This is a genomic window from Pseudoalteromonas sp. J2K-J599 (genome assembly GCF_059295115.2).
Map to the genome: position 1 here is coordinate 980,231 of NZ_CM200271.1, position 19,852 is coordinate 1,000,082.

At 35.9% G+C, this 19,852-nt stretch carries 14 protein-coding genes, 1 pseudogene and 1 riboswitch; of the genes and pseudogenes, 14 read left to right on the forward strand and 1 reads right to left on the reverse strand.

Features of this window, described 5'->3' with window-relative positions; translation table 11 throughout:
- Positions 1-382: 382 nt before the first annotated feature.
- Genes AC5NT5_RS04445 through AC5NT5_RS04455 form a run of 3 tightly spaced genes read left to right on the forward strand, consistent with a single transcriptional unit; the run spans position 383 to position 5,292 of the window.
- Positions 383-1,984, forward strand: a complete 1,602-nt coding sequence (locus tag AC5NT5_RS04445) for a hypothetical protein (RefSeq protein WP_055015336.1) — start codon at positions 383-385, stop codon at positions 1,982-1,984.
- Positions 1,977-2,846, forward strand: coding sequence for an ABC-three component system middle component 1 (locus AC5NT5_RS04450; RefSeq protein WP_055015337.1), 870 nt, complete (start codon positions 1,977-1,979; stop codon positions 2,844-2,846). The genes AC5NT5_RS04445 and AC5NT5_RS04450 overlap by 8 nt, the downstream gene beginning before the upstream one ends.
- Positions 2,839-5,292, forward strand: a complete 2,454-nt coding sequence (locus tag AC5NT5_RS04455; protein ID WP_055015338.1) for an AAA family ATPase — start codon at positions 2,839-2,841, stop codon at positions 5,290-5,292. The genes AC5NT5_RS04450 and AC5NT5_RS04455 overlap by 8 nt, the downstream gene beginning before the upstream one ends.
- A 1,015-nt stretch (positions 5,293-6,307) precedes the next feature.
- Here the strand turns inward: AC5NT5_RS04455 and AC5NT5_RS04460 are convergent.
- Positions 6,308-6,868 carry a TMEM165/GDT1 family protein gene (locus AC5NT5_RS04460; protein WP_055016676.1) on the reverse strand — a complete coding sequence of 187 codons (561 nt, stop codon included), beginning with the start codon at positions 6,866-6,868 and terminating at the stop codon, positions 6,308-6,310.
- Between the two features lie 85 nt (positions 6,869-6,953).
- A riboswitch (yybP-ykoY riboswitch) is annotated at positions 6,954-7,056 on the reverse strand.
- A gap of 693 nt (positions 7,057-7,749) precedes the next feature.
- On the opposite strand from AC5NT5_RS04460, the gene AC5NT5_RS04465 reads away from it, so the two are divergent.
- The 11 genes and pseudogenes from AC5NT5_RS04465 (at position 7,750) to AC5NT5_RS04515 (ending at position 19,844) form a co-directional block, all read left to right on the forward strand.
- The gene (locus AC5NT5_RS04465) at positions 7,750-9,288 is read left to right on the forward strand and encodes a transposase (protein WP_055016733.1); all 1,539 of its coding nucleotides are present in this window, start codon (positions 7,750-7,752) and stop codon (positions 9,286-9,288) included.
- A 214-nt stretch (positions 9,289-9,502) separates the two neighbouring features.
- On the forward strand, positions 9,503-10,588 hold the full coding sequence (locus AC5NT5_RS04470; RefSeq protein WP_055016732.1) for a YecA family protein: 1,086 nt from the start codon (positions 9,503-9,505) through the stop codon (positions 10,586-10,588).
- Between the two features lie 336 nt (positions 10,589-10,924).
- A pseudogene (locus AC5NT5_RS04475) lies at positions 10,925-11,224 on the forward strand (thymidylate synthase); the annotation flags it as partial.
- 23 nt (positions 11,225-11,247) lie between these two features.
- Positions 11,248-12,126, forward strand: coding sequence for a UTP--glucose-1-phosphate uridylyltransferase GalU (gene galU, locus AC5NT5_RS04480; protein WP_076923554.1), 879 nt, complete (start codon positions 11,248-11,250; stop codon positions 12,124-12,126).
- Between the two features lie 702 nt (positions 12,127-12,828).
- On the forward strand, positions 12,829-13,512 hold the full coding sequence (locus AC5NT5_RS04485; RefSeq protein ID WP_494513445.1) for an SPOR domain-containing protein: 684 nt from the start codon (positions 12,829-12,831) through the stop codon (positions 13,510-13,512).
- 161 nt (positions 13,513-13,673) lie between these two features.
- The gene (locus tag AC5NT5_RS04490) at positions 13,674-14,228 is read left to right on the forward strand and encodes an SPOR domain-containing protein (protein WP_347154209.1); all 555 of its coding nucleotides are present in this window, start codon (positions 13,674-13,676) and stop codon (positions 14,226-14,228) included.
- A gap of 115 nt (positions 14,229-14,343) precedes the next feature.
- The gene (locus AC5NT5_RS04495) at positions 14,344-14,946 is read left to right on the forward strand and encodes a DUF4402 domain-containing protein (protein WP_170071817.1); all 603 of its coding nucleotides are present in this window, start codon (positions 14,344-14,346) and stop codon (positions 14,944-14,946) included.
- Positions 14,947-15,000: 54 nt separating this feature from the next.
- A complete protein-coding gene (locus AC5NT5_RS04500) occupies positions 15,001-15,432 on the forward strand; it encodes a DUF4402 domain-containing protein (protein WP_494513446.1) in 432 nt (143 codons plus the stop codon).
- Positions 15,433-15,441: 9 nt separating this feature from the next.
- Positions 15,442-16,272, forward strand: a complete 831-nt coding sequence (locus AC5NT5_RS04505; RefSeq protein ID WP_494513447.1) for a fimbrial biogenesis chaperone — start codon at positions 15,442-15,444, stop codon at positions 16,270-16,272.
- Positions 16,259-19,204: a hypothetical protein gene (locus tag AC5NT5_RS04510; protein ID WP_494513448.1), complete on the forward strand. Its 2,946-nt coding sequence runs from the start codon at positions 16,259-16,261 to the stop codon at positions 19,202-19,204. Before AC5NT5_RS04505 ends, AC5NT5_RS04510 begins: the two co-directional genes overlap by 14 nt.
- Complete coding sequence (locus tag AC5NT5_RS04515; RefSeq protein WP_248280143.1) at positions 19,179-19,844, forward strand: SPOR domain-containing protein; 666 nt, start codon at positions 19,179-19,181, stop codon at positions 19,842-19,844. Before AC5NT5_RS04510 ends, AC5NT5_RS04515 begins: the two co-directional genes overlap by 26 nt.
- Positions 19,845-19,852: the final 8 nt, after the last annotated feature.

The following is a 19,852-nucleotide window of genomic DNA, read 5'->3' on the forward strand; positions in this document are numbered from 1 at the left end:
ACATGATTATAGTGAGCGTCTCTTGATCGCTCTGAGCCGAACCTCTTAAAAGTGTCATAAGTTACATTTACGGTTTAACCCATTTCTGCCCCAAAGTGAGTTAGCGTAAATGCACTAAAGGTGGCTTTGAGCGAGGGGCGGGCGTTAATCTTTGAAGCTTAAACGTCAGCTTTCCAAGTTATATCTGCCGATATGCCCTCTGAATATATGAGAATAAAAACTGAGCCTGAATTCGGATAGCTAATTCAGATTTAGCGATCAATAGATGCTTGCCTAATTGATTTGCAAAATAAAATGGAATTAGATTTGAAGCTGTTGTAATTTATTGTTTTTATATGTGGCTACCTCGCATATCACCCAAAAGGATTGAAATAGCTAGAAAATGGAAGATACACAATTTAAAAGTCCATTGTTTGATGCAACCGCGACGTGGAACGGTTTTTCTTATCAAGGAAAAGTCGGACTTTATGTATGTTTAAAGCTTATTAATGATGCATTGCTTCGTAATGAAGATATAGATGAGTTCTGTGAGCAATATAGTATTGAATTCGAATGGTTGGAGGATTTTTCTATACTCCAAAATAACCAGTATATAAGCCATCATCAAGTTAAACATTACAATAATGATCAATTTAGTAGTTATATTGACGCCATTGTTACTATTTTATCAAGACAACAAGGTCGAATATCCGAAAATGATCTATTTAAATATATTGGTTATTATGCTCAGATTAATTCCAAAGACTTTAATAAAAAGAAATACATTGAAACATTAGTTAGTAGATTAATTGAAGAGAACGTTGTCGATCAAAGCCGATTTATAATAGTAAATAAAATCTCAAACCTAGATGGTTACAATGATGATGCGGTAACTGCGGTTAATAATTACTTAGGTGATTTTATAACTATAAAAGATCAATATTTAAATGGGTGTGTTTACGTCCATACATCAAAAAAGATAGCCATTCCTGATAAAGACCTATCAGATTACAAAGACATAAAAAAATCAAACGTCAGTTTGAAACACGGTTCAAAAAGAACACTTATAAATCAAAGTATTATATGCTCGTTTGACAGCAACTCCGACTACGAACTAGCACTTGAAGATGCAGAATTAACGAAGAAATTGATTTGTTTAGCTGAATCTATTTTGCAACATCAAAATCCAAACCTTGTTATCACTCCTGAAATATTAACTATTTACGTTGCATCAATAAAAGACCTTGTTGATAAATATGTCGCACAGAGGCATGAAGATCTAAATCGGGATGAAACAATACGGCTAAGTGAAAAAGTAAAACGAAAATTACCATTCGAAAATATTTTAGCCTGCCTAAGAATGGAAATTATTGATGAATCAAACGATCACTACTGGGAACTAATTTGCCGTGAAAACTTTGAGAATGCATTCCAAAAGCAAATTGATTTTTTAGATGAAGAAAACTTAGTAGAGCGAAGAAACCTCTATAGGCATTATAAAACGACTAAGGATAAATATATTAAACAAGGGAAGTTAGCTTTATTGTTAAAAGCATTAAAACCACACCTACCTGTTTGCAATAATTCCACTAAAAGTAATTATTATCATCAACATATAGCAAGTGAAAATGATATCAGCATAGTTTATTTAAGTTTTCTTGAAAATCTAAACATGGAATACGAGGACTCTTTCTTTTTTCCAAAAAATGGTCAGTATTTTTATGCAAGTACTATTAGCGTAAATCGCTCAAACCCCCGTCATACAAGAAAGGCTATTGAAGCTTTAAAAATAGATTTTAAAGATCGATATATATATTTAAATAAAGATACTGACTTTATTGTTATCGATTCACCTAATAACACTAAATTTTCAGGTCGTCTTGAAAAATTTGTAGAAGTACCTAACGTGCTAGGCTATGAAGTAACAGATAAAAAACATATAACCTCAACCAAAGATCTTACTTTTGTTCATTATGAATTAGCACAGGAAAAATTAAATGAATAAGGATTTTCTCAATACCATTACTAAATTATTAGGTGAATTAGGCTTGTCTGCTGGTATTTTTAATTTAGTTGATGACGACACAACAATTCTACAGTCACAAGACTTTATCCTCATTAGAAACAATAAAGTTGGTGATTATTTTTTATTGGCCGAAATTCAAATATCCGAATTAAATTTAGTCAATCGTGATTTACAAATCAGTCTGATGTCATACTTAACCCACTTAATGACTGATGCGGGTGTTAATGATTTGCGACCATTAAATGGAGTTCCATTTTTAGCGTTAGATAATAGCTTTGAGAAAAACACCACGTTATTGCTATTCACAAGTAAAATTGGTGATATTACTAACCTACTTACCCAAATTACTGAAATAGAAGAAAACGAGTATTTTTTTAAAAAACAAGTTGTACTGCTCCCAACCAAGTTTTTAGATAATTTGGGAAATAAAATCTCCAGCTCAACGGATTTTGAAATAACTAGATATTTGCAAGATTACATGCATGACACTGAAAAGTTTAAACAATTCATGAGCAAGACAAACGAAGACTCTGATTATGCAGGATGCGCCCAATTTTTTGAAAAGTTGCCATTTTTACATTTAAACGTAAAAAGCTCGGAATCTAATTCCTTACAGAATATGATCGACAATGAAATCGCGGAAAATACAAAAAAATACAGTATTACGATCAACACCGACACGGACGAAGAAGAAAATAGTAAATTTACCATCTTAGATAAAAACCTAGAGGAAATTTATGTAGTAGCAATGAAATATGCGTCAAAAATGGAAGAGTCCGATGCCTACTTAGATGCAGAAGCACTGCTAACTAATTTAAAAGGAAATGGGTTCAATGGGTAATTATAGAATTGGCCGATTGCTTGTTAAAAACTTCAAATCCTACACGGAAGAATTTTCATATAACTTCGAAAATAAAGATTTAATTATTTTAGATGGCCCAAATGGATTTGGTAAAACAACAATATTTGATGCAATTGAAATAGCCTTCACAGGTACTGTCAGTCGGTTTAAAGATTCTAAAATAATTGATACCAAGCAACGAAATAAAAATATGTTGATATCAACTAATGGAGTCGACGGAGCTCCGGCTTTCGTGGTTTTAGAATTAATCTCTAATAATAACTCATTGATTATCGGCACTTACATAGAAGCTAAAAAAGGAAAAAATAAAGAATGGGCTAATCATATTTATCGCGGAATCTTAAAGAGCTGGCCAGATAATGTTGACGATATATCTATTGAAATTGGAGAAGGAAATGGGAATATAATTGAAGAATTACAGGAAGCGTTAAATTTTAAAGAATTAAATAAAATGTTTACTGTATTCAATTACATTCAGCAAGAAGAAACTTTGCATTTTCTTAAACTTGATGAAAAATCAAGATTTAATCAAATAGATCACCTCTTTGGTATCGGTGATGAAAAAAACGCGTTCGAGAAATTAGAAAAATTAAAAAATTTAGTTTTAGCTAAAAAAACAGACTTGGAAACAAAAAAAAGCGATAAAACAGCAGAACGTGAAGAACTTCGAACTGAAGAGGGTGCATATGATGAGATTAGCTTATCTGGAAATACAATAGAACAGCTAGATACAAAAACGATTGCAGAACTCGAAAAATATAAAGCCGCGCTTGAGGAATGCAAAAAGATATTAAGTGATGGCGGGGGTAATGTTTGGTCACTTATTAAACAGCGACACGAGGTTAAAAAACAGCTTGAAGCAGAGAATAAAAATTCAATAAAAAACCTGCTTCTTTTTAGTAATATCGCGGATAGTAAAAACGTAGGCTATACCCGCATTGAATCACTAAGCAAACATATCCTGTGGATTACTAAGACTGTTGAAAAATGTGCAGATTATAGTGAACTAAAAAATTTAGATATTACTAAAGAAATTGAGATTACAGATGTTTTATTGAATAAAATACAAAAACATTTCAAAAAATTATACGAAGTAAACAAAGCTGATATCAATAGCTATGAAACTCTTGTAAATACTCAAAGCACAACCGAGAAACTTTTAACTAGCATAACCAATTCCAGTGAAACGCTAATTAAAAAGTTAAATAAATATTGCCGCGAAGAAGAAGAGATCATTGAACATTCGGATAATAAAGAAGGTATCGATTGTCCATTATGCGGGCAACCATATGACGATTTAATCGAACTTAATAAAGCATATAAAGAACAAAAGGTAGCTTTTGAAAAATTACAAACAGATTCAAGTAAAAAGCTAGAGCTAGCTTATAACAAGCTTATAGATGAGTTAATTTCACCTTCTATCCAACGAAGTAAAGATCGCTTTGCTAAATACAGCCATTTTAATGATAACTACAAAGAAATATTGAGAACCCGTCAGGTTAGTAAAGATCGATTTGATGAGATTATAAAACTTAAAAGTTGGTTCGATGAACACCTCCCGCAATACAGTGAACACGCTTGCCCTAGCTTATTCTCTGCAGATTATTCTGTAGAAGAAAAATATACTGAAATTAAGACTCTGTTGGAAACTTTAGACAGTAAGCTTTCAGTCAAAGTTGGGGACGAATTTGAGCCAATTAAAGCTAAATTAGATGATATTGGTGTAGATGCGAGTACAGAAGTTAATGATTGGCCTTTTTCATTAGAAAATGTTACTAACGATATTCAGTACTTAGAAAATCAAATTAAACTATTAAATAACAATCAATACAGTAAGTTAACAGATGAAATAACAGAGTATGACACAGGTATATCAAACTATAAAAATATACTAAACGCATTAAATGACGGGCATAAAATATATAAAACTAATATTACTCGATATGAAAAAGAGATAGCCAAAAAAATTCAAATACCTTTTTACAATATTAGCAGTAAAATCTTACAAACAAGACTTGAATCAGGGATGCCGGCGAGTGGTGTTATTTTGGAAGCACCTGATAAATTGAACAATAATGGTTATTATCGTTTTTGTTCAAGTATCGGATCTGAACATGACGCTTGGAGTACAATGAGTTCAGGCCAACTAGCTGGAGTGATTATTGCTTTTATGCTGGCGATGAATAAAGTGTTTCCTACAGGGTTAAAAACGTTATTAATTGATGACCCAATTCAAAGTATGGATGACATAAATATGGCATCATTTATTCAATTGTTGAGGGAAGAGTTTAAGGGTTATCAAATTATAATGTCTACACATGAAAGTAGAATCGCGAATTATGTATCCTATAAATATCAAACATCTGGCTTATCACCTTTAGCTATAAATTTAAAAAATGATAAGAAAAATAGAGACTTAATTTAACAGTGATTGGCGAAAGTCTAGCACTTTAGCGTTTAGCCTGTGTAGATTGATTCCAACGAAGTAAGTCCCAACATTTTGCCTATCAAAATGTTGGGTACGCTTCTAGCTTACCCAATTGAGTCATATAAACGGCTGTTTATCACTGGATAGCCGACGTTCAAATTTGATAAACCATCCTTTGCTTCTGGCACATAGCCGTCCAACGACTCTAAATTGTTTTTGTCCAAAAATGAGTTTGATCGACCGTCTGTTTCTCGCTCAAATAAGACCCCAATAGTGACTCATAAAGCTATCTAAGTTAACGCTTTCAAAAAACAGAAGTATATTTCTGAGAACTAGCTACGAAGCCCTAGAAACGGAAGTTTGCTTCCGAAATATTGCAATGCAGGCTTACAAACGGAAGTTTACTTCCGTTTTGCACTTTAAGGTTCTAAGCAGGTGCCAAGTCAAAGCTGGGAAGTCCACTTGGCTAATTAGGGTGTCTATTGGGCTTAGATTAAATTTTCCAAACTCGGGTTCTGATGTTTTTAGGGCTTTTGTCAGAACCTCAATAAAGTACTTATTTATTGGGGTGTGCCTGAGTGAGGATGCGTCGATGTAATGAATGGTATCGCTATAAACGGTTGCAGTGAAGGTCAATAAAAAATGGAGATATAATTTTTCACCTATGATAGCTTCATTTAATTCGAGATAAACCTAAGATAGTAGTCTGTAAATAGCACATTAAAGAGGTACAGCTTAAATAAATCAGCGCAAACACTACAATCGGGTTTTTAATGTGTTGGATTCCATGTTACCAGGTGGCGATTTTAGCTGTTGCTTAGGCTCTAAATAACAAGTTTTGAACATTGGCTATTTTATTAAACGCCACTATGATCTGAAATTACGAAAATTTAATAGTAAATTTAAGGACTAATATAGTATTAAAGTTGTTTACAATTGACACTATTAAAACGCTTACAGTCACTTGTATAGTGTTATGTAAGCGTTTGCGCTTGATTTCAACGTTACTTTATCAATATATCGTCATTAAGCCATGAATACCCAATATCACAAAAACACTGGCCGCAATAGCTCTTACTGTTTTTAGTGGAATTCTTTGTAACAAAGCTTTACCAACGTATATAATAGGGACATTAGCAATTAACATTCCTACCGTTGTCCCTATGGTAACCCATAGTACTGATTGATATTGCGCACCAAGCAATACGGTTGCGATTTGTGTTTTGTCACCAATTTCAGCAATAAAAAATAAGATTAAAGCTACTACAAACGCGCCATAGCAGTCATATTTGTGGCTCACTTCTTCATCCTTATCTGGAATAAGTAGCCAAAGACCCACTACAATAAAGCTTGAATTCACTATCCAAGGTAAGTATTCCACGACAAAGTTCCCACTTAGCCAATCACCAAACCAAGCAGATAAACCATGATTAATTATTGTTGCAGCGAGAATACCTAAAATAAGCGCTATTTTATTATGAAAGCGGGCTGCTAAGAGTAAAGATAAAAGTTGGGTTTTATCGCCTATTTCAGCAAGAGCGACAGTTACGGTAGAGGTTAAGAAAATATCCATAAATTTTAGTCTTTTGGCGGGAAATATTAAACCGAGGCAAACAACTATCTCCCGCCATGAGGATAGTGTCTACCTAGGTCTTGCCGATAATGCTTGCTACAACATTACAAACTTACCATGCACATGAGGTGCAATTATGTTGATAAGTTTACTCACTAATGAGCAGGCTACTCCCCTAAGAGGGTGGCTATTTTCCCACAAAGTAAAATACCAGTAAATATTTAATTATAAGTTTTACCGATGAACATCTATAAAGTTGGACAAGTTAACGCTGCCACTACACAAGCATATTAAGTCAAAGCCGTTAATCTTCATCAGGGCATCTCATTTTCGACCATATGTTTAAAGCAAAAAGTATACGTTTTAATAACTAGGCTAATTACCGCTTCAAATCACTTACTGTAATAGATGTTTGTAAGCGATTTCTCGTTGTTTAAGAAATTTACCTAATAAAAAACATAATTATTTTTAGAGTGTAATTTAGTTAATAAATCTCAATTTAAGTGCTATATTTCATTATAAATCAATAAGTTCTCAACGCGCCGTGTATTCTCGACTTAAGTGGCACTGATCACAGGATTGCTCATTTGCGCAAAGAGCCTCTTAATCTTGATGAAATTAAGTCATACGTACAAAAAATATAACAAACTGTTTAAGAGTGATTCGCAACGCGTGGCATTTTTACTATGCGTTGTGTTTAGTGTTTAAGGTGGTATGCGGTGGCTTTTGTATTGCGTTGCTCACACCTTAACAGGCCGTTGAGGCTGTAGAATTACTCTTTTTAGAAACATATCCTACTATACAAAACTGATTGTTTTTTAACCTTTAAACCACAGGGTTGCTGTGATCTAATAGATATTATTCACTCACGGTAAATTGTTATGGCCAACTACAAGCCTGACTTATCCTGCCAAAATAAATTCATCCCCATCAATTTCGCTGAGCAAATTTTACTAGGTACCTTTGAGTATGCGCTTTGTTATATTGTCGAAAATAAACTCGACTTGTCGGGCTTTGACGCGTGGTATAACAACGATAAAACGGGTGCCGCGGCGTATCCGCCTTCGGTAATGCTAAAGATTATTTTACTCGGTTATGCGCATGGGTTAATAAGTAGCCGCCGAATTGCCAAAGCGTGTGAGACGAACATTTTATTTATGAGTGTGTCGGGTGATATTCAGCCGCATTACACATCAATAGCAGGCTTCGTGGCTAAAATGCATGAACAGATTGAGCCGCTATTTACGCAAGTACTGATGATATGTGATGAAGAAGGCTTGGTAGGCCGCAACCTATTTGCTATTGATGGGTGTAAATTAAAGTCCAATGCGAGTAAAGAGTGGAGCGGCACATTTGATGAGCTTGGTCGCAAAAAAGCAAAACTAGAGCGCGCAAGTAAACGCATCATTGAACGCCATCAAGCCCAAGATGGCCTAAGTGAAGAACTTGTCACTCAGGACTTAAAGCAAAAAGAAAAACTCGATAAAAGCGCCGCTAAAATCACGGAGTTTCTAGCCACCCATCAAGAGAAAACAGGCAGTAAAGGCAAGCCAGTTAAAAGTAATATCACCGACCCAGACAGCGCAAAAATGACGACCTCCAAAGGCATCATTCAAGGCTACAATGGCATTGCGATAAATGACGACAAGCACCAAATTATACTGCAAGCACAAGCATGGGGCTCAGTGGGCGAGCAACAAACACTCCAGCCAGCCGTTGAGCAATTAAAACGACAACTTGATAAATTAAATACTGATAAAATCACAGACGAACGGACAATTAAGTTCACCGCAGACAGTGGGTTTAACAGCGAAGCAAACCTAGAGTTTATGGCGCAAAGTGGGTTTGATACATACATAGCCGATAATCAGTTTAGAAAACGAAATCCGCTATTTAAAGAGAGTGAAACCTATGAAACAGAGCAAGAAAAACGCCGATTAAAACGCAGTAAAGGCAAGCCTCGGTTATTTACCTCAAACGACTTCCACTATGATGAAGCAACCCAAACCTGCCGGTGCCCCGCAGGCAATGATATGTGGCGAAGCGGAGTTAATGTAAACAGCCACAACCAACAATACACCCGATTCTGCGGTTACTTAAGAGACTGTAAAGTATGCCTACTGCAACAGCAGTGCATGCGAAAGCCACCTATAAAAACAGGGCGACAAGTGCAGTTTAAAAATGATGAATCGCGTAAAAAGTTAAGCTACATGGATAAAATGAAGGTCAAAATAGACAGCCCGATGGGGCGACGGCAGTACAGTAAACGACTTGGCTGTATAGAGCCAGTGTTCGGGAATATTACAGTAAACAAAGGCATGAATAAATTAACCTTACGGGGACAAACGAAAGTGAATGCCCAATGGCAGCTGTATTGCCTTGTTCATAACATAGAAAAGCTGCAAAACAGGCTGCATTAAGAAAGTTAAGTCCTTATCACCTTAAATAAGCCACTCAAACACCTGTAATCCCTCCCAAAACGCCAATTAAAACAACACCAAGCTCTTTTTATTTTCTGCGGGAAAATACAGTAATCAATTGAACCAAAATAGGAACTCGGCTATGGTTAATTCATCAATAAAAATAAATTTAAAACGAGTTAATCTACAGGCTCGTTAGTTGATCAAGGAAAGTATGGCTAAAATTGGTAGAAATGAGCCGTGTTGGTGTGGTTCAGGTAAGAAATACAAAAAATGTCATTATTTAAGATCAGATGAAATTGCTCATCCAATAGGGCGACTGCTTGCCGAAATAAAGTCAAAGACAGCACATAAAGAATGTCTTCACCCAGAAGCAGGGAAAGGCCAATGTAGTAAAAAAGTTATTGATGCGCATTCGATTCAAAAGAGTGGACCTTTAAAACATATCATTGATGACACCAGTCATGTTTACAAGTTTAGTATTGACAGTAATGGTAAAAAAGAAATTTCAAAATTAGGCTGGCAAAAAGCATCTACCTTTAAAGGGTTTTGCGGAGTTCATGACAAGGCAATGTTTAGCCCCATAGAGGATGAAAGCTACACAGGCTCTCAATTACAGTGTTTCATAGCAGGTTATCGCGCTTATGCACTCGAATATTTTAAGAAGGTAAGTGTTATAAAAGGTCTTCCTTTCATGAAAGAAAATGTCGACAGAGGCATGAAGCATGAAGAACAGTTCGAACTGCAAAGAACCTTGGAAGCAATGAACCAAGGATTCATGAAAGGCGTTGAGGATTTTAAGGAAACATTAAATTTGTATGTAAATCATCATCGGCAACAAAGCTATGATGAGTTTAAAAGCGCTTCATTCTATTTCAGCGGTGACTTAAGCGTAGTTGTCGGGGGTGCATTTGCTCCAGACTTTTCGATAGATGAAGAGAGAATCCAGTCACTGGAACCGGGTGTAAAGTTTGTTGAGAACCTATCGGTAAACACTCTGAATACTGACCAAGGTTATGCGATTGTGTTCTCATGGCCCAAGAAGTATAAGAAATGCACCAAGTTCATTGAATCTCTGATTGAGGTAGATAAAACATTACTTCCAAGCAGATTAATTGAAATTATCTTTAGCTACATTGAAAACAGTTATTTTTCTAAAGCTTGGGTTGATAGCTTAGACAGTGCCAAAAGAGCGGTAATTGAAGCAATGGCCAGAAATCCTATCCAATATGGTGAGCCAATAAAATTTACTGATTACAATTATACAAATTGGAATATAGATCGTGTTGTTCTCAACTAATAAACGCGTGTTGTCGGACTGGTTTTCCGCTGCGATCCAATCCAGCCGTAAATGCGGGCGTTACCACTGTCCGCTCATGGCACTTTTCTGACTTTGTATTTAATTTAAGAATATATAATTTAAAACGAAAATTGATAAGTGGTTGTTGGGTACTCTTTAAGTTAGAATATATAAATATCCGAATTGATAAAAGTTAATTTTAGAGTTAGTAAAGGGTTCATTGTTCGAGTATTAAAATTAATTTCGAAATGTGCATAAAATAATTTTGCACATTGCAAATACTTCACACTTTACTATATTGCATAACGTATTGTGCATAAATTAAGGGTTGTAAAACCTCTTGGCCTTAATTTTAATCAAATTCAGTGTTTTGTGTTGCTTGCGTTAGTGGCTCAAATTACCGGCCACAAAGCGGGTAAGGCGTACCATAAAATTGCTAATGCACATATTTACCAAAACCAACTTGAACTGATGCGAGATGTGCAGTTAACGCGTGAGCCATTTGCGTCACCTCAGTTAAAAATTAATCCAAAAATTAAATCATTAGAAGACATAGAAACGTGGGTAACACGAGACGACTTTGAAGTAACAGGCTATCAATGCCATGAAGCGATTCAATATCCATTTTCAGTATAATAAAAGATTAAGGAAAACATAAAATGAAAGCAGTGATCCCAGTAGCGGGCCTTGGTACTCGTATGTTACCAGCCACTAAAGCAATTCCTAAAGAAATGCTGCCAGTGGTAGACCGTCCTTTAATTCAATATGTAGTAAACGAAGCCGTTGCTGCAGGAATTAAAGAAATAGTGTTAGTAACGCACTCAAGTAAAAATTCAATCGAAAATCACTTCGATACGAGCTTTGAACTAGAAGCTACTTTAGAAAAGCGTGTTAAGCGGCAATTACTTGCCGAAGTGCAAGCAATTTGCCCTAAAGACGTAACCATTATTCACGTACGCCAAGGTGAAGCAAAAGGCTTAGGCCATGCTATTAGTTGTGCAGCGCCTATTATTGGTAACGAACCGTTTGTAGTTATTTTACCAGATGTAATTATCGACGATGTAGAGAGCGATCTTAAAAAAGATAACTTAGCAGAAATGATCGCTAACTTTGAGAAAAATAAGCACAGCCAAATTATGGTAGAACCAGTACCAATGGCACAAGTGAACCAGTTTGGTGTGGTTGATTTAGGTGATGTTGACTTAAAGCAAGGTGAAAGCTCGCCAATTCTTAATATGGTAGAAAAGCCGCCAGTAGATGAAGCTCCATCAAACTTAGCTGTAGTGGGTCGATATGTGTTAAGCGAAAATATCTGGCCGTTACTTGCAAAAACTCCGCAAGGTGCAGGCGACGAAATTCAATTAACTGATGCAATTGCAATGTTGATGGAACACGAAAAAGTAGATGCATACGCAATAAAAGGCCGTAGCCACGATTGCGGAAGTAAAATTGGTTACTTAAAAGCAACGATTGAGTTTGCACTTCGTCGCGATGAATTTGCCGATGAATTAAAATCATTTATTAAAAAACTGATTTAACAGTTAACGTAAAACATGAAAGGCGCCTATATCGGCGCCTTTTTTATGAGTTTTATTAGAGTCTGTTTATCTTTCGAGGTTAAATTTACAGCAGGCTGTTTGGTACTTAGGCAAGGCAGAGCCTATGTAGTGTGGTTATTCCCCATAAATAGGCGGTAACGTAGCATAAATGCCAAACATGCGCTGCCCGAAGGGTTCTGCCTCGGGGCAATTTACTCTTTGTTGCCTACATGGATGTAGGTAAGGGGCGTGAGCAGGACGCGGAAGCTTTACTCGGTTTTTACTTATTCTTACATGGATGTAAGCCATTAGAATAACGCGGGAGCAGTTATCGAGCCCACTAGGTTACAAACCTCGCGCCGCGATTAAATGGCCCCTAGATTGAACAAATTTTAATCCTGAAAGGTCAACAGGCCCTAGAATAGAATAAGGAAAGGGATAGCTCTAAAATAAAAGTTTTTAAGTCATTACAGACATATTGTTATTTATGTTGTAAAGTTTGTGTTAATTGGCATTGAATTTGTATTAAATAATGCTCTCAAGGAAGGGGTGGAGTATGCAGTGTTGTGTTTTACGAAATACTGACAAGCATGCGAAGAGCTAAGTTTTATAGCTCACAGCTTAAATAAAGTTAAACGCTTTCTTGTGAGAATGTTTAACTGAAATGTAGTGTAAAAACACTGCTTTCAGGACAGCAAATACATGTTTATATATAAAAAAAATAACATTGGGCTTTTACTTAGCTTGCTAATGCTTTTATTTGGCACAGCATGCAGCGTTACGCCTGAAATAAAAACTATTGATGAACAACCTCAAAGTAACTCGCCTGACTACGTGTCAATTACAGCCCTTGAACTTGCTCAGCTAAAAGATGCCGCAATGCAGTGGCAACAAGCTCGTGAAGGTATAGAGCGAATTTTAAGATTAGAAAAAGAAATAACTTACCTCGTAAATCATATTGATATTATAAACAGCAAAGCAATAGCGCAGTCTAATCAAGGGTACAGCAGCAAGTCTGTACGTTCACCAAGAAACACACGCAATGTTAAGTCACGCCAACAAGTTAAACAAAATTACAGTAATAAAAAACAAACTGTAAAATTAAATAAACCTAAACATGTATTTGCTTTACAGGTAGCTTCGGTTGACTCAGAGCAAGGTGTGGCTAAAGCATGGCAAGAGCTAAATACTAAAGCAGCACCGTTGTTTAGAGACAAAATATTGACTAACGTAGAAACCGCCAAAATAAACGACAAAATGTTTTACAGGCTGAAACTTGGCTCTTACCAAAACTTTAAAAATGCAAAAGCAGACTGTGCCGTATTCAAGCTGTATAAACTCGATTGCATAGTAAGTAACTACACAGATAAACCTGTAAAGCTTTAACTTACAGCGTGTAAAGTGGCGCAAAATTTGCTTTGATTTATTATCTTGGTTAGTAGAGTGCTTTTGCAATGCGGTATTTTAAGTCTTGTCATTTAATATCAGTTTTATTCTTATCTTTTTATTTATATGGATGTAGCAGCGCAACTGTAAATAACGAGAGCGTGCAGCATTCTTTAATAACTGATAAACAAGTAAAAGAGTATGTTTCGCAGTGGCACTTACAGCAAGAAAGCATTGGTCGTTTAACTGCTATGGAAGATGATTTACAGCTATTAATTATGGCGTTATCGTCTCAAAGTGAATTAACTGAAAACCCTCCTTTACTCATGCAAAATAAAACCGATATTACCTATGGTAATCAGCCTTCACAGAATTTGGAACCGACGGCACTAAATAACACTCCCGAAGTAAAAACACCAAACTTACAAAATTCAGAACTCACCTTAACAGATGAAACTAAAATTGGAGCACAGCTTGGTTGGTATTTAAAGCCAGAGCTTGTTAAAGCAAGAGTCGAAAGGCTTAAGCAATTATACCCCAGTGCATTTACTCAATTTAATTTTACTATGTTTGAACGTGAAAATAATAATATGACTTTGTATGGATTACGTGTAGGTCCATTTAAAAACGATGCTCAAGTAAGTGCGTTTTGTTATTTAGCTAATCAGCTTGATCAAGCATGTAATATTGCTGCTTTTGTCGGAAAACCAATATAATTAATAAATTAGGCCTTTTAAACTTATATAGTATTAAAGTATTTGTACTAATAGTCGATACTAACTATAGTTGGGCAAATATTTGATAAAGCCCATTTTCTTATAAGGATTTAGCATGAAGTTTTATTTATCTGCATTAGCTGTAGCCACCGTGGTCAGCTCGTTTAGCACTTATGCTGCTACAGAGTCATTTGAAGCGAAAGTAACAGTACAAAATGCTGTAGTACTCACAAAAGATAACGATTTAAATTTTGGTACTATTCGTGCTATTTCAGATCCATTAGGCGCCGAACAAGCAACGCTGACAGTTAATCCTGATCCAGCTGCGAGCCCTGTTACTTCACAAGATAATCCAACTGGTAACGCTGCGAGTATCTCAATAATTGAAGGTGGTGAAGCGGGTGCTTTTAGTGTGTCAGATGTAGTACCAAACTCTATTTTAACCATTAGCGACCCAGTAAATACTTTAATACTACCCTTAGCTGGCCAAGGCTTAAATGAACCTGATTTTACTGTAGATGCTTGGACTTACTTTATAACGAGCGGAACAAATGCAGGAGCGCTTTATACGCAGGGTACTCCTAACCTACAAGCTGGTGCTGATGGCGCTGTATCATTTAATATAGGCGCGACTCTTTCTACTTCATCAAACGCATCAAGTGTGGATTACCCTGATGGTGAGTATTCTGGTAGCTTTAATATTGAAGTGTCATATTAATTAGTGTTTAAACAAACAATGCGCTTTTTGTATGTTTCTGTTTGGCTTTTGTTAATGTTTAGCGAGCAAGCCTATAGCGCAAGCATACAACAAGAAGCGCTTAATTTTGGCACTTTAGTTATCCCTCAAAATAATACTTTAAGCTCTATCACGATTAACCACGATGGTGAAATAACCACATTTGGTAGTATTTACGTATTAACTGAGGGGAATCCCGCAGAACTTTTATTTACCGATTTACCTCCGCTTACTCAAATATCGTTTAACAAAACGAGTGACTCTACATTGCAAAGTGAAGTACTTGGATCTAATAGTGCCAAGTTTTCGGTAGTATTAGTGGATTTACCAAGAACGCAAGCTAGCGATGAGTTTGGAGAACTTTTACTCAAAGTAGGTGGCCGTCTAATAACGACAGGGACTAGCCAAAGTTACTTAGATGGTCATTTTATTACTGACACCCAATTAGAAATTACGATTGATTACTAAAGGAAAAACATGCTTTATAAAGTTGTAGTGCTGCTCGCACTGAGTGTATGTATTTTAGGAAAAAATGCATACGCAAATTTACTTATCTCTCCAACCCGTATTAGTTTTGATGAACGTCAACGAACCGCTAAAGTTACCGTAATTAATACAGGTGATAAATATCAAACATATCGTGTTTTATGGAGTGAGAAGCAAGCGCAACCAAGCGGTGGCTACATACAGTTGGCAGAGGCTACAAGCGAAAGTTTAAGTTCAATGGCACGTTTATCACCAAAACAAATGCGTTTAGCACCAGGTGAAAAACAAACAGTAAAAATAGCAATACGTAAACCTAAAGGCCTAGCTTCTGGTGAGTACCGCTCTCATCTTCTATTTCAAGCATTGCCTAGTGAAAATACTAATAAAACAAGCTCAATAAAAGTTAATATGATTATGAGCTACAGCATTCCTATTTTGTTACGTAAAGACATGAAACAGCCAGAAGTTGCCATAGAGCAAGCTAAGCTAGTGCTAAATGAAAGCAATCAACGTCCTCAGTTTTTATTGAATATAAAACGAGAAGGTAAGTTTAGTAGTTACGGTAAATTGAGTGCTTACTTTGTTGATAGCAATAACGAGCAAGTTAAAATTGCAGAAATTGGTAATTTAAGTATTTATCCAGAAGTGGATAATGCATTTGTAACCCTTGGTTTATTTAGTGACAAAAATTTAGATAATGCAGGAAAAGTCATTTTTAAATATGAAGGCAGTCAAGAATATAAAGACCTTACATTTGCACAATACACCCTGCCTTTAACTTCACAATTACTTAATGTTTTAACAGTGAATGACGCGAAATAATTTATTGTATGCACTATTACTAAGCATAAGTAGTTTGCTTAGTAATAGTGTAATAGCTAATCCCAATTCTTCCGTAGGGGATGCTTTAACAACACTACGCGCAATTGAACTAAAGCTAACTAAGCCCGTTGAAGTAATTGATTATAAAAACAAAGAAAATCAGCAACAGCGTATCGCCACAGGCGAGTTATTAATACTTTCGCTTTATTTAAACTCATACTACTTAGGTGAAGTTGCAGCAATTAAAAGCGAGCAAAGTGTACAAGTTAGTTTAAGCGACTTATTTGATATTCTACAATTTGCAATGAATGTTGATGCTAGCAATCGAATTGCTCAAGGTGCTGGAGCAAATCAACAACCTCTTTCTCTAAATGCAGCGGTTACACCCGCTGTATTTACTAGTCCTACACAGAGCTACTTATTAGCAAAAAATCAAATTACCATTGAAGATGATATTTATGTAGATATTCAAAGTTTACATAATGCTTTAAATCTAGAGTTTAATATTGATTACCCAGATTTAGAATTACTTATAAGCTCAGAGAGCCCCTTACCAGTTGAACAACAAAGATACAGACAGTCGCGCAACCTTAGATCACCTAACAAAAGATCGCCACCTACGCTGCCATGGAAAGCTAGCCCATATAAAGCGCTATCTTCTCCGGTTGCCGACTTACAACTAAATTTTACCGCGAGCGATGATAGACATTCTACGAACTATTCACTTTTAGGCACTCAAGACTTTGCGTATTTATCTGCAGAGTATTTTTTGTCTGGACGAAGTACTGACTTACTTACCAACTCTAGGTTAACGTTTACAAAGCAAAACTTAGACAAAGAAATAAAAAATGGCTTCATGCCTACTGAAATATCTTTTGGTGATGTTATCGCCACGCAAGTTGGTAATAGCTACAGTAGTCAGTATGCCCGTGGTGTTAAAGTTTCTAATAATGTAACCAATAGAAAAATAGTCAATAATCAAATTAACTTAAGCGGTGCTATACAGCCAGGTTGGGATGTAGAGCTGTATCGTAATGAAATATTAATAGACCAGCAGCTTAGCCTCGCAGATGGGCGTTATATTTTTGATAATATAAACCTATTATTCGGAGCTAATAATTTTGAGCTTATTTTTTATGGGCCTCAAGGTCAAGTTGAGCGTAAAAGTGATTATTACTTTGTGGACGGAAATCAACTTAAGCAGGGACAGGGTAACTATGAATTGTCGGTTACTGAACAAGGCAAGCAATTACTAAATAACAATGTTTCAAGCTCGCAGGGGCAGGGTTGGCAAGTTGCGGGTAGATATGAGCAAGGGCTTACAGATAATATATCTGTATACACTGCTGCATCAGGTCAAAAAAACACAGATGACGATCTACTTAAGTATGCATTTGGCACCAACATAAGCTTATTTGACCGATTATTATTAAATGCGAATATTGAAAAAAATAATAATAATGAACAAGAATTTGAATTTACAGCCCGAACTCAAATTGCCGAACAATCACTACTTTTTAGCGCTACAAATCGTACCGACGAACAGCAGCAAGATTTTAATAGCTACCAAATAAATTTAGCTGGTGGGCTAATGAATAATACCTATGGACGCCTTTCTTATCAAAATAACATCCTATATGACGAGAGTGATACTAGAGGGCGTTTTAAGCAAGTACGTAACCAGTTCAACTACTCATACTCAGGGTTTGCACTAAGTAACCAATTGCTGTGGCAACAAGACGATAGCTCTAAGAGTACTTTTGGAACAACACGTTTTCAAAAGCGCTTTGGGAGAACCTACACAAGGTTTGGTATAGATTATAGTATATCGCCAGTAAGTGAGCTTGTTAGTTACGAGGCTGAGTTTAGCCGCAACTTGGGCCGAGATTTACAAGCCGAACTGACTTTAATTGATTCACTTCGTAATAATATTCAATCGGCCGAATTAGGGCTCAATTGGCAAAGCGACAAGTTTAGTTTAACGAGTAACTTAAACTACAACAGTAACGATGATTGGCGGCTCGGTATTTATAGCCGTTTTAGCTTAGGGTTTGATGTTGAACACAATGCATATTTTGTCTCTAAGCGCAGCTTAACTAACACGGGTAGCTTAATGTTACGCGTATTTTTAGATCAAAATAATAACGGTATTATGGATGATGATGAGCACGGCGTTGCCGGCGTAAAAGTAAAAGGCGTTCACAATTATCGTCAAGCAATTACAGACGAACACGGCGTTGCGTTATTAACTTCAATGCCAGCAAATCGTACAACAGATATAATACTTGATAGAAATAGTTTTGAAGATCCGTTTCTAATACCAGCTAACGAGGGTTTTTCTATTACACCAAGGGCTGGTTTTGTAGAGTATATGGATTTTGCATTAAATAATGCAAGTGAAGTGGAGGGAGTTGTTTATCAACAAAAAGGTGATACAACACAGATCCAACCCTTTGCAAATATAGCGCTGTTGAATGAAAAAGGGGATCAAGTTGCACAAACTCAAGCAGCATATGATGGCTATTATTTATTTACAGACCTTAAACCGGGGCAGTATAAAGCAGTAATTGATGATGAATATAAACAACGCAAGCAGCTAAAAAACACTCAAAATATAACAGTTAATTTATCGCCTCAAGGAGATGTAGTAATGGGCGTTGATTTAACGTTAAAGACGCTCAGTGCAACAACTGGAAGCATTGCCAATGCAGGAAGTTTTAGTTCGTTAAATATCTTAAAAATTTATTACCGTTTAATAGCACCACGAATAGAGCAGCAAGAAGCTTTTTATATGCATGATAAAGCTAAAAATAAATTTATTTTAGCCTTAGCGTACGCAACAAGCAGTTCGCCAGATCTTATTTCTGTATGCGACTCAGTAAAAGCGCAAGGATTAAAGTGTGTTGTTGAAACACATAAAATACTCCATTAAAGGAATTAGGATGAAAAGAGTTCAATATATATTTTTAATCAGTGCAATGTTGCTAAGTTATGGTTGTGCGAATAATAAAGCAATTGATGATAGTGCTACTCAGACCAACATAACTGACGAAAAAAGCTACGTAAAAATAACAAAGCAGGAACTTGAAACTTTAAAAGTGAGCTCCCAACAGTGGCAAAATATGAAGCCAGAACTTGCACGTTTATTACTTATTGAAGAAGACTTAAGCTTACTAATATCGCAACTCAATACAATTGCAAAAGAAAATGAGCAGAAAAACGCACCCGTAATAAAAGCAGAAATCGTTAATACCAACACAATTAATCGCTCCAATTTACAAGTAACAAAACCAGTTAATCCCAAATTTGCTTTACAAGTGCTTTCAATAACGCAAAAAGAACAACTCTCTTTAGCTTTTAGGCAACTACAGAAAAAGCTTCCTAGCTTACTAGGCGATAATTTTGTGATGAATGTTGAAACAATAAATGTAAAAGGAGTTATGTATAACCGCTTAAAGCTAGGCGCATACATAGACAAAAAAAACGCTATGGCTGACTGTCAAAAATTAAAGAGCCAAAATATAAATTGTTTAGTTAGTTATTACGTAGATCAGCCTTTTACCGCACAATAGCTAAGTCG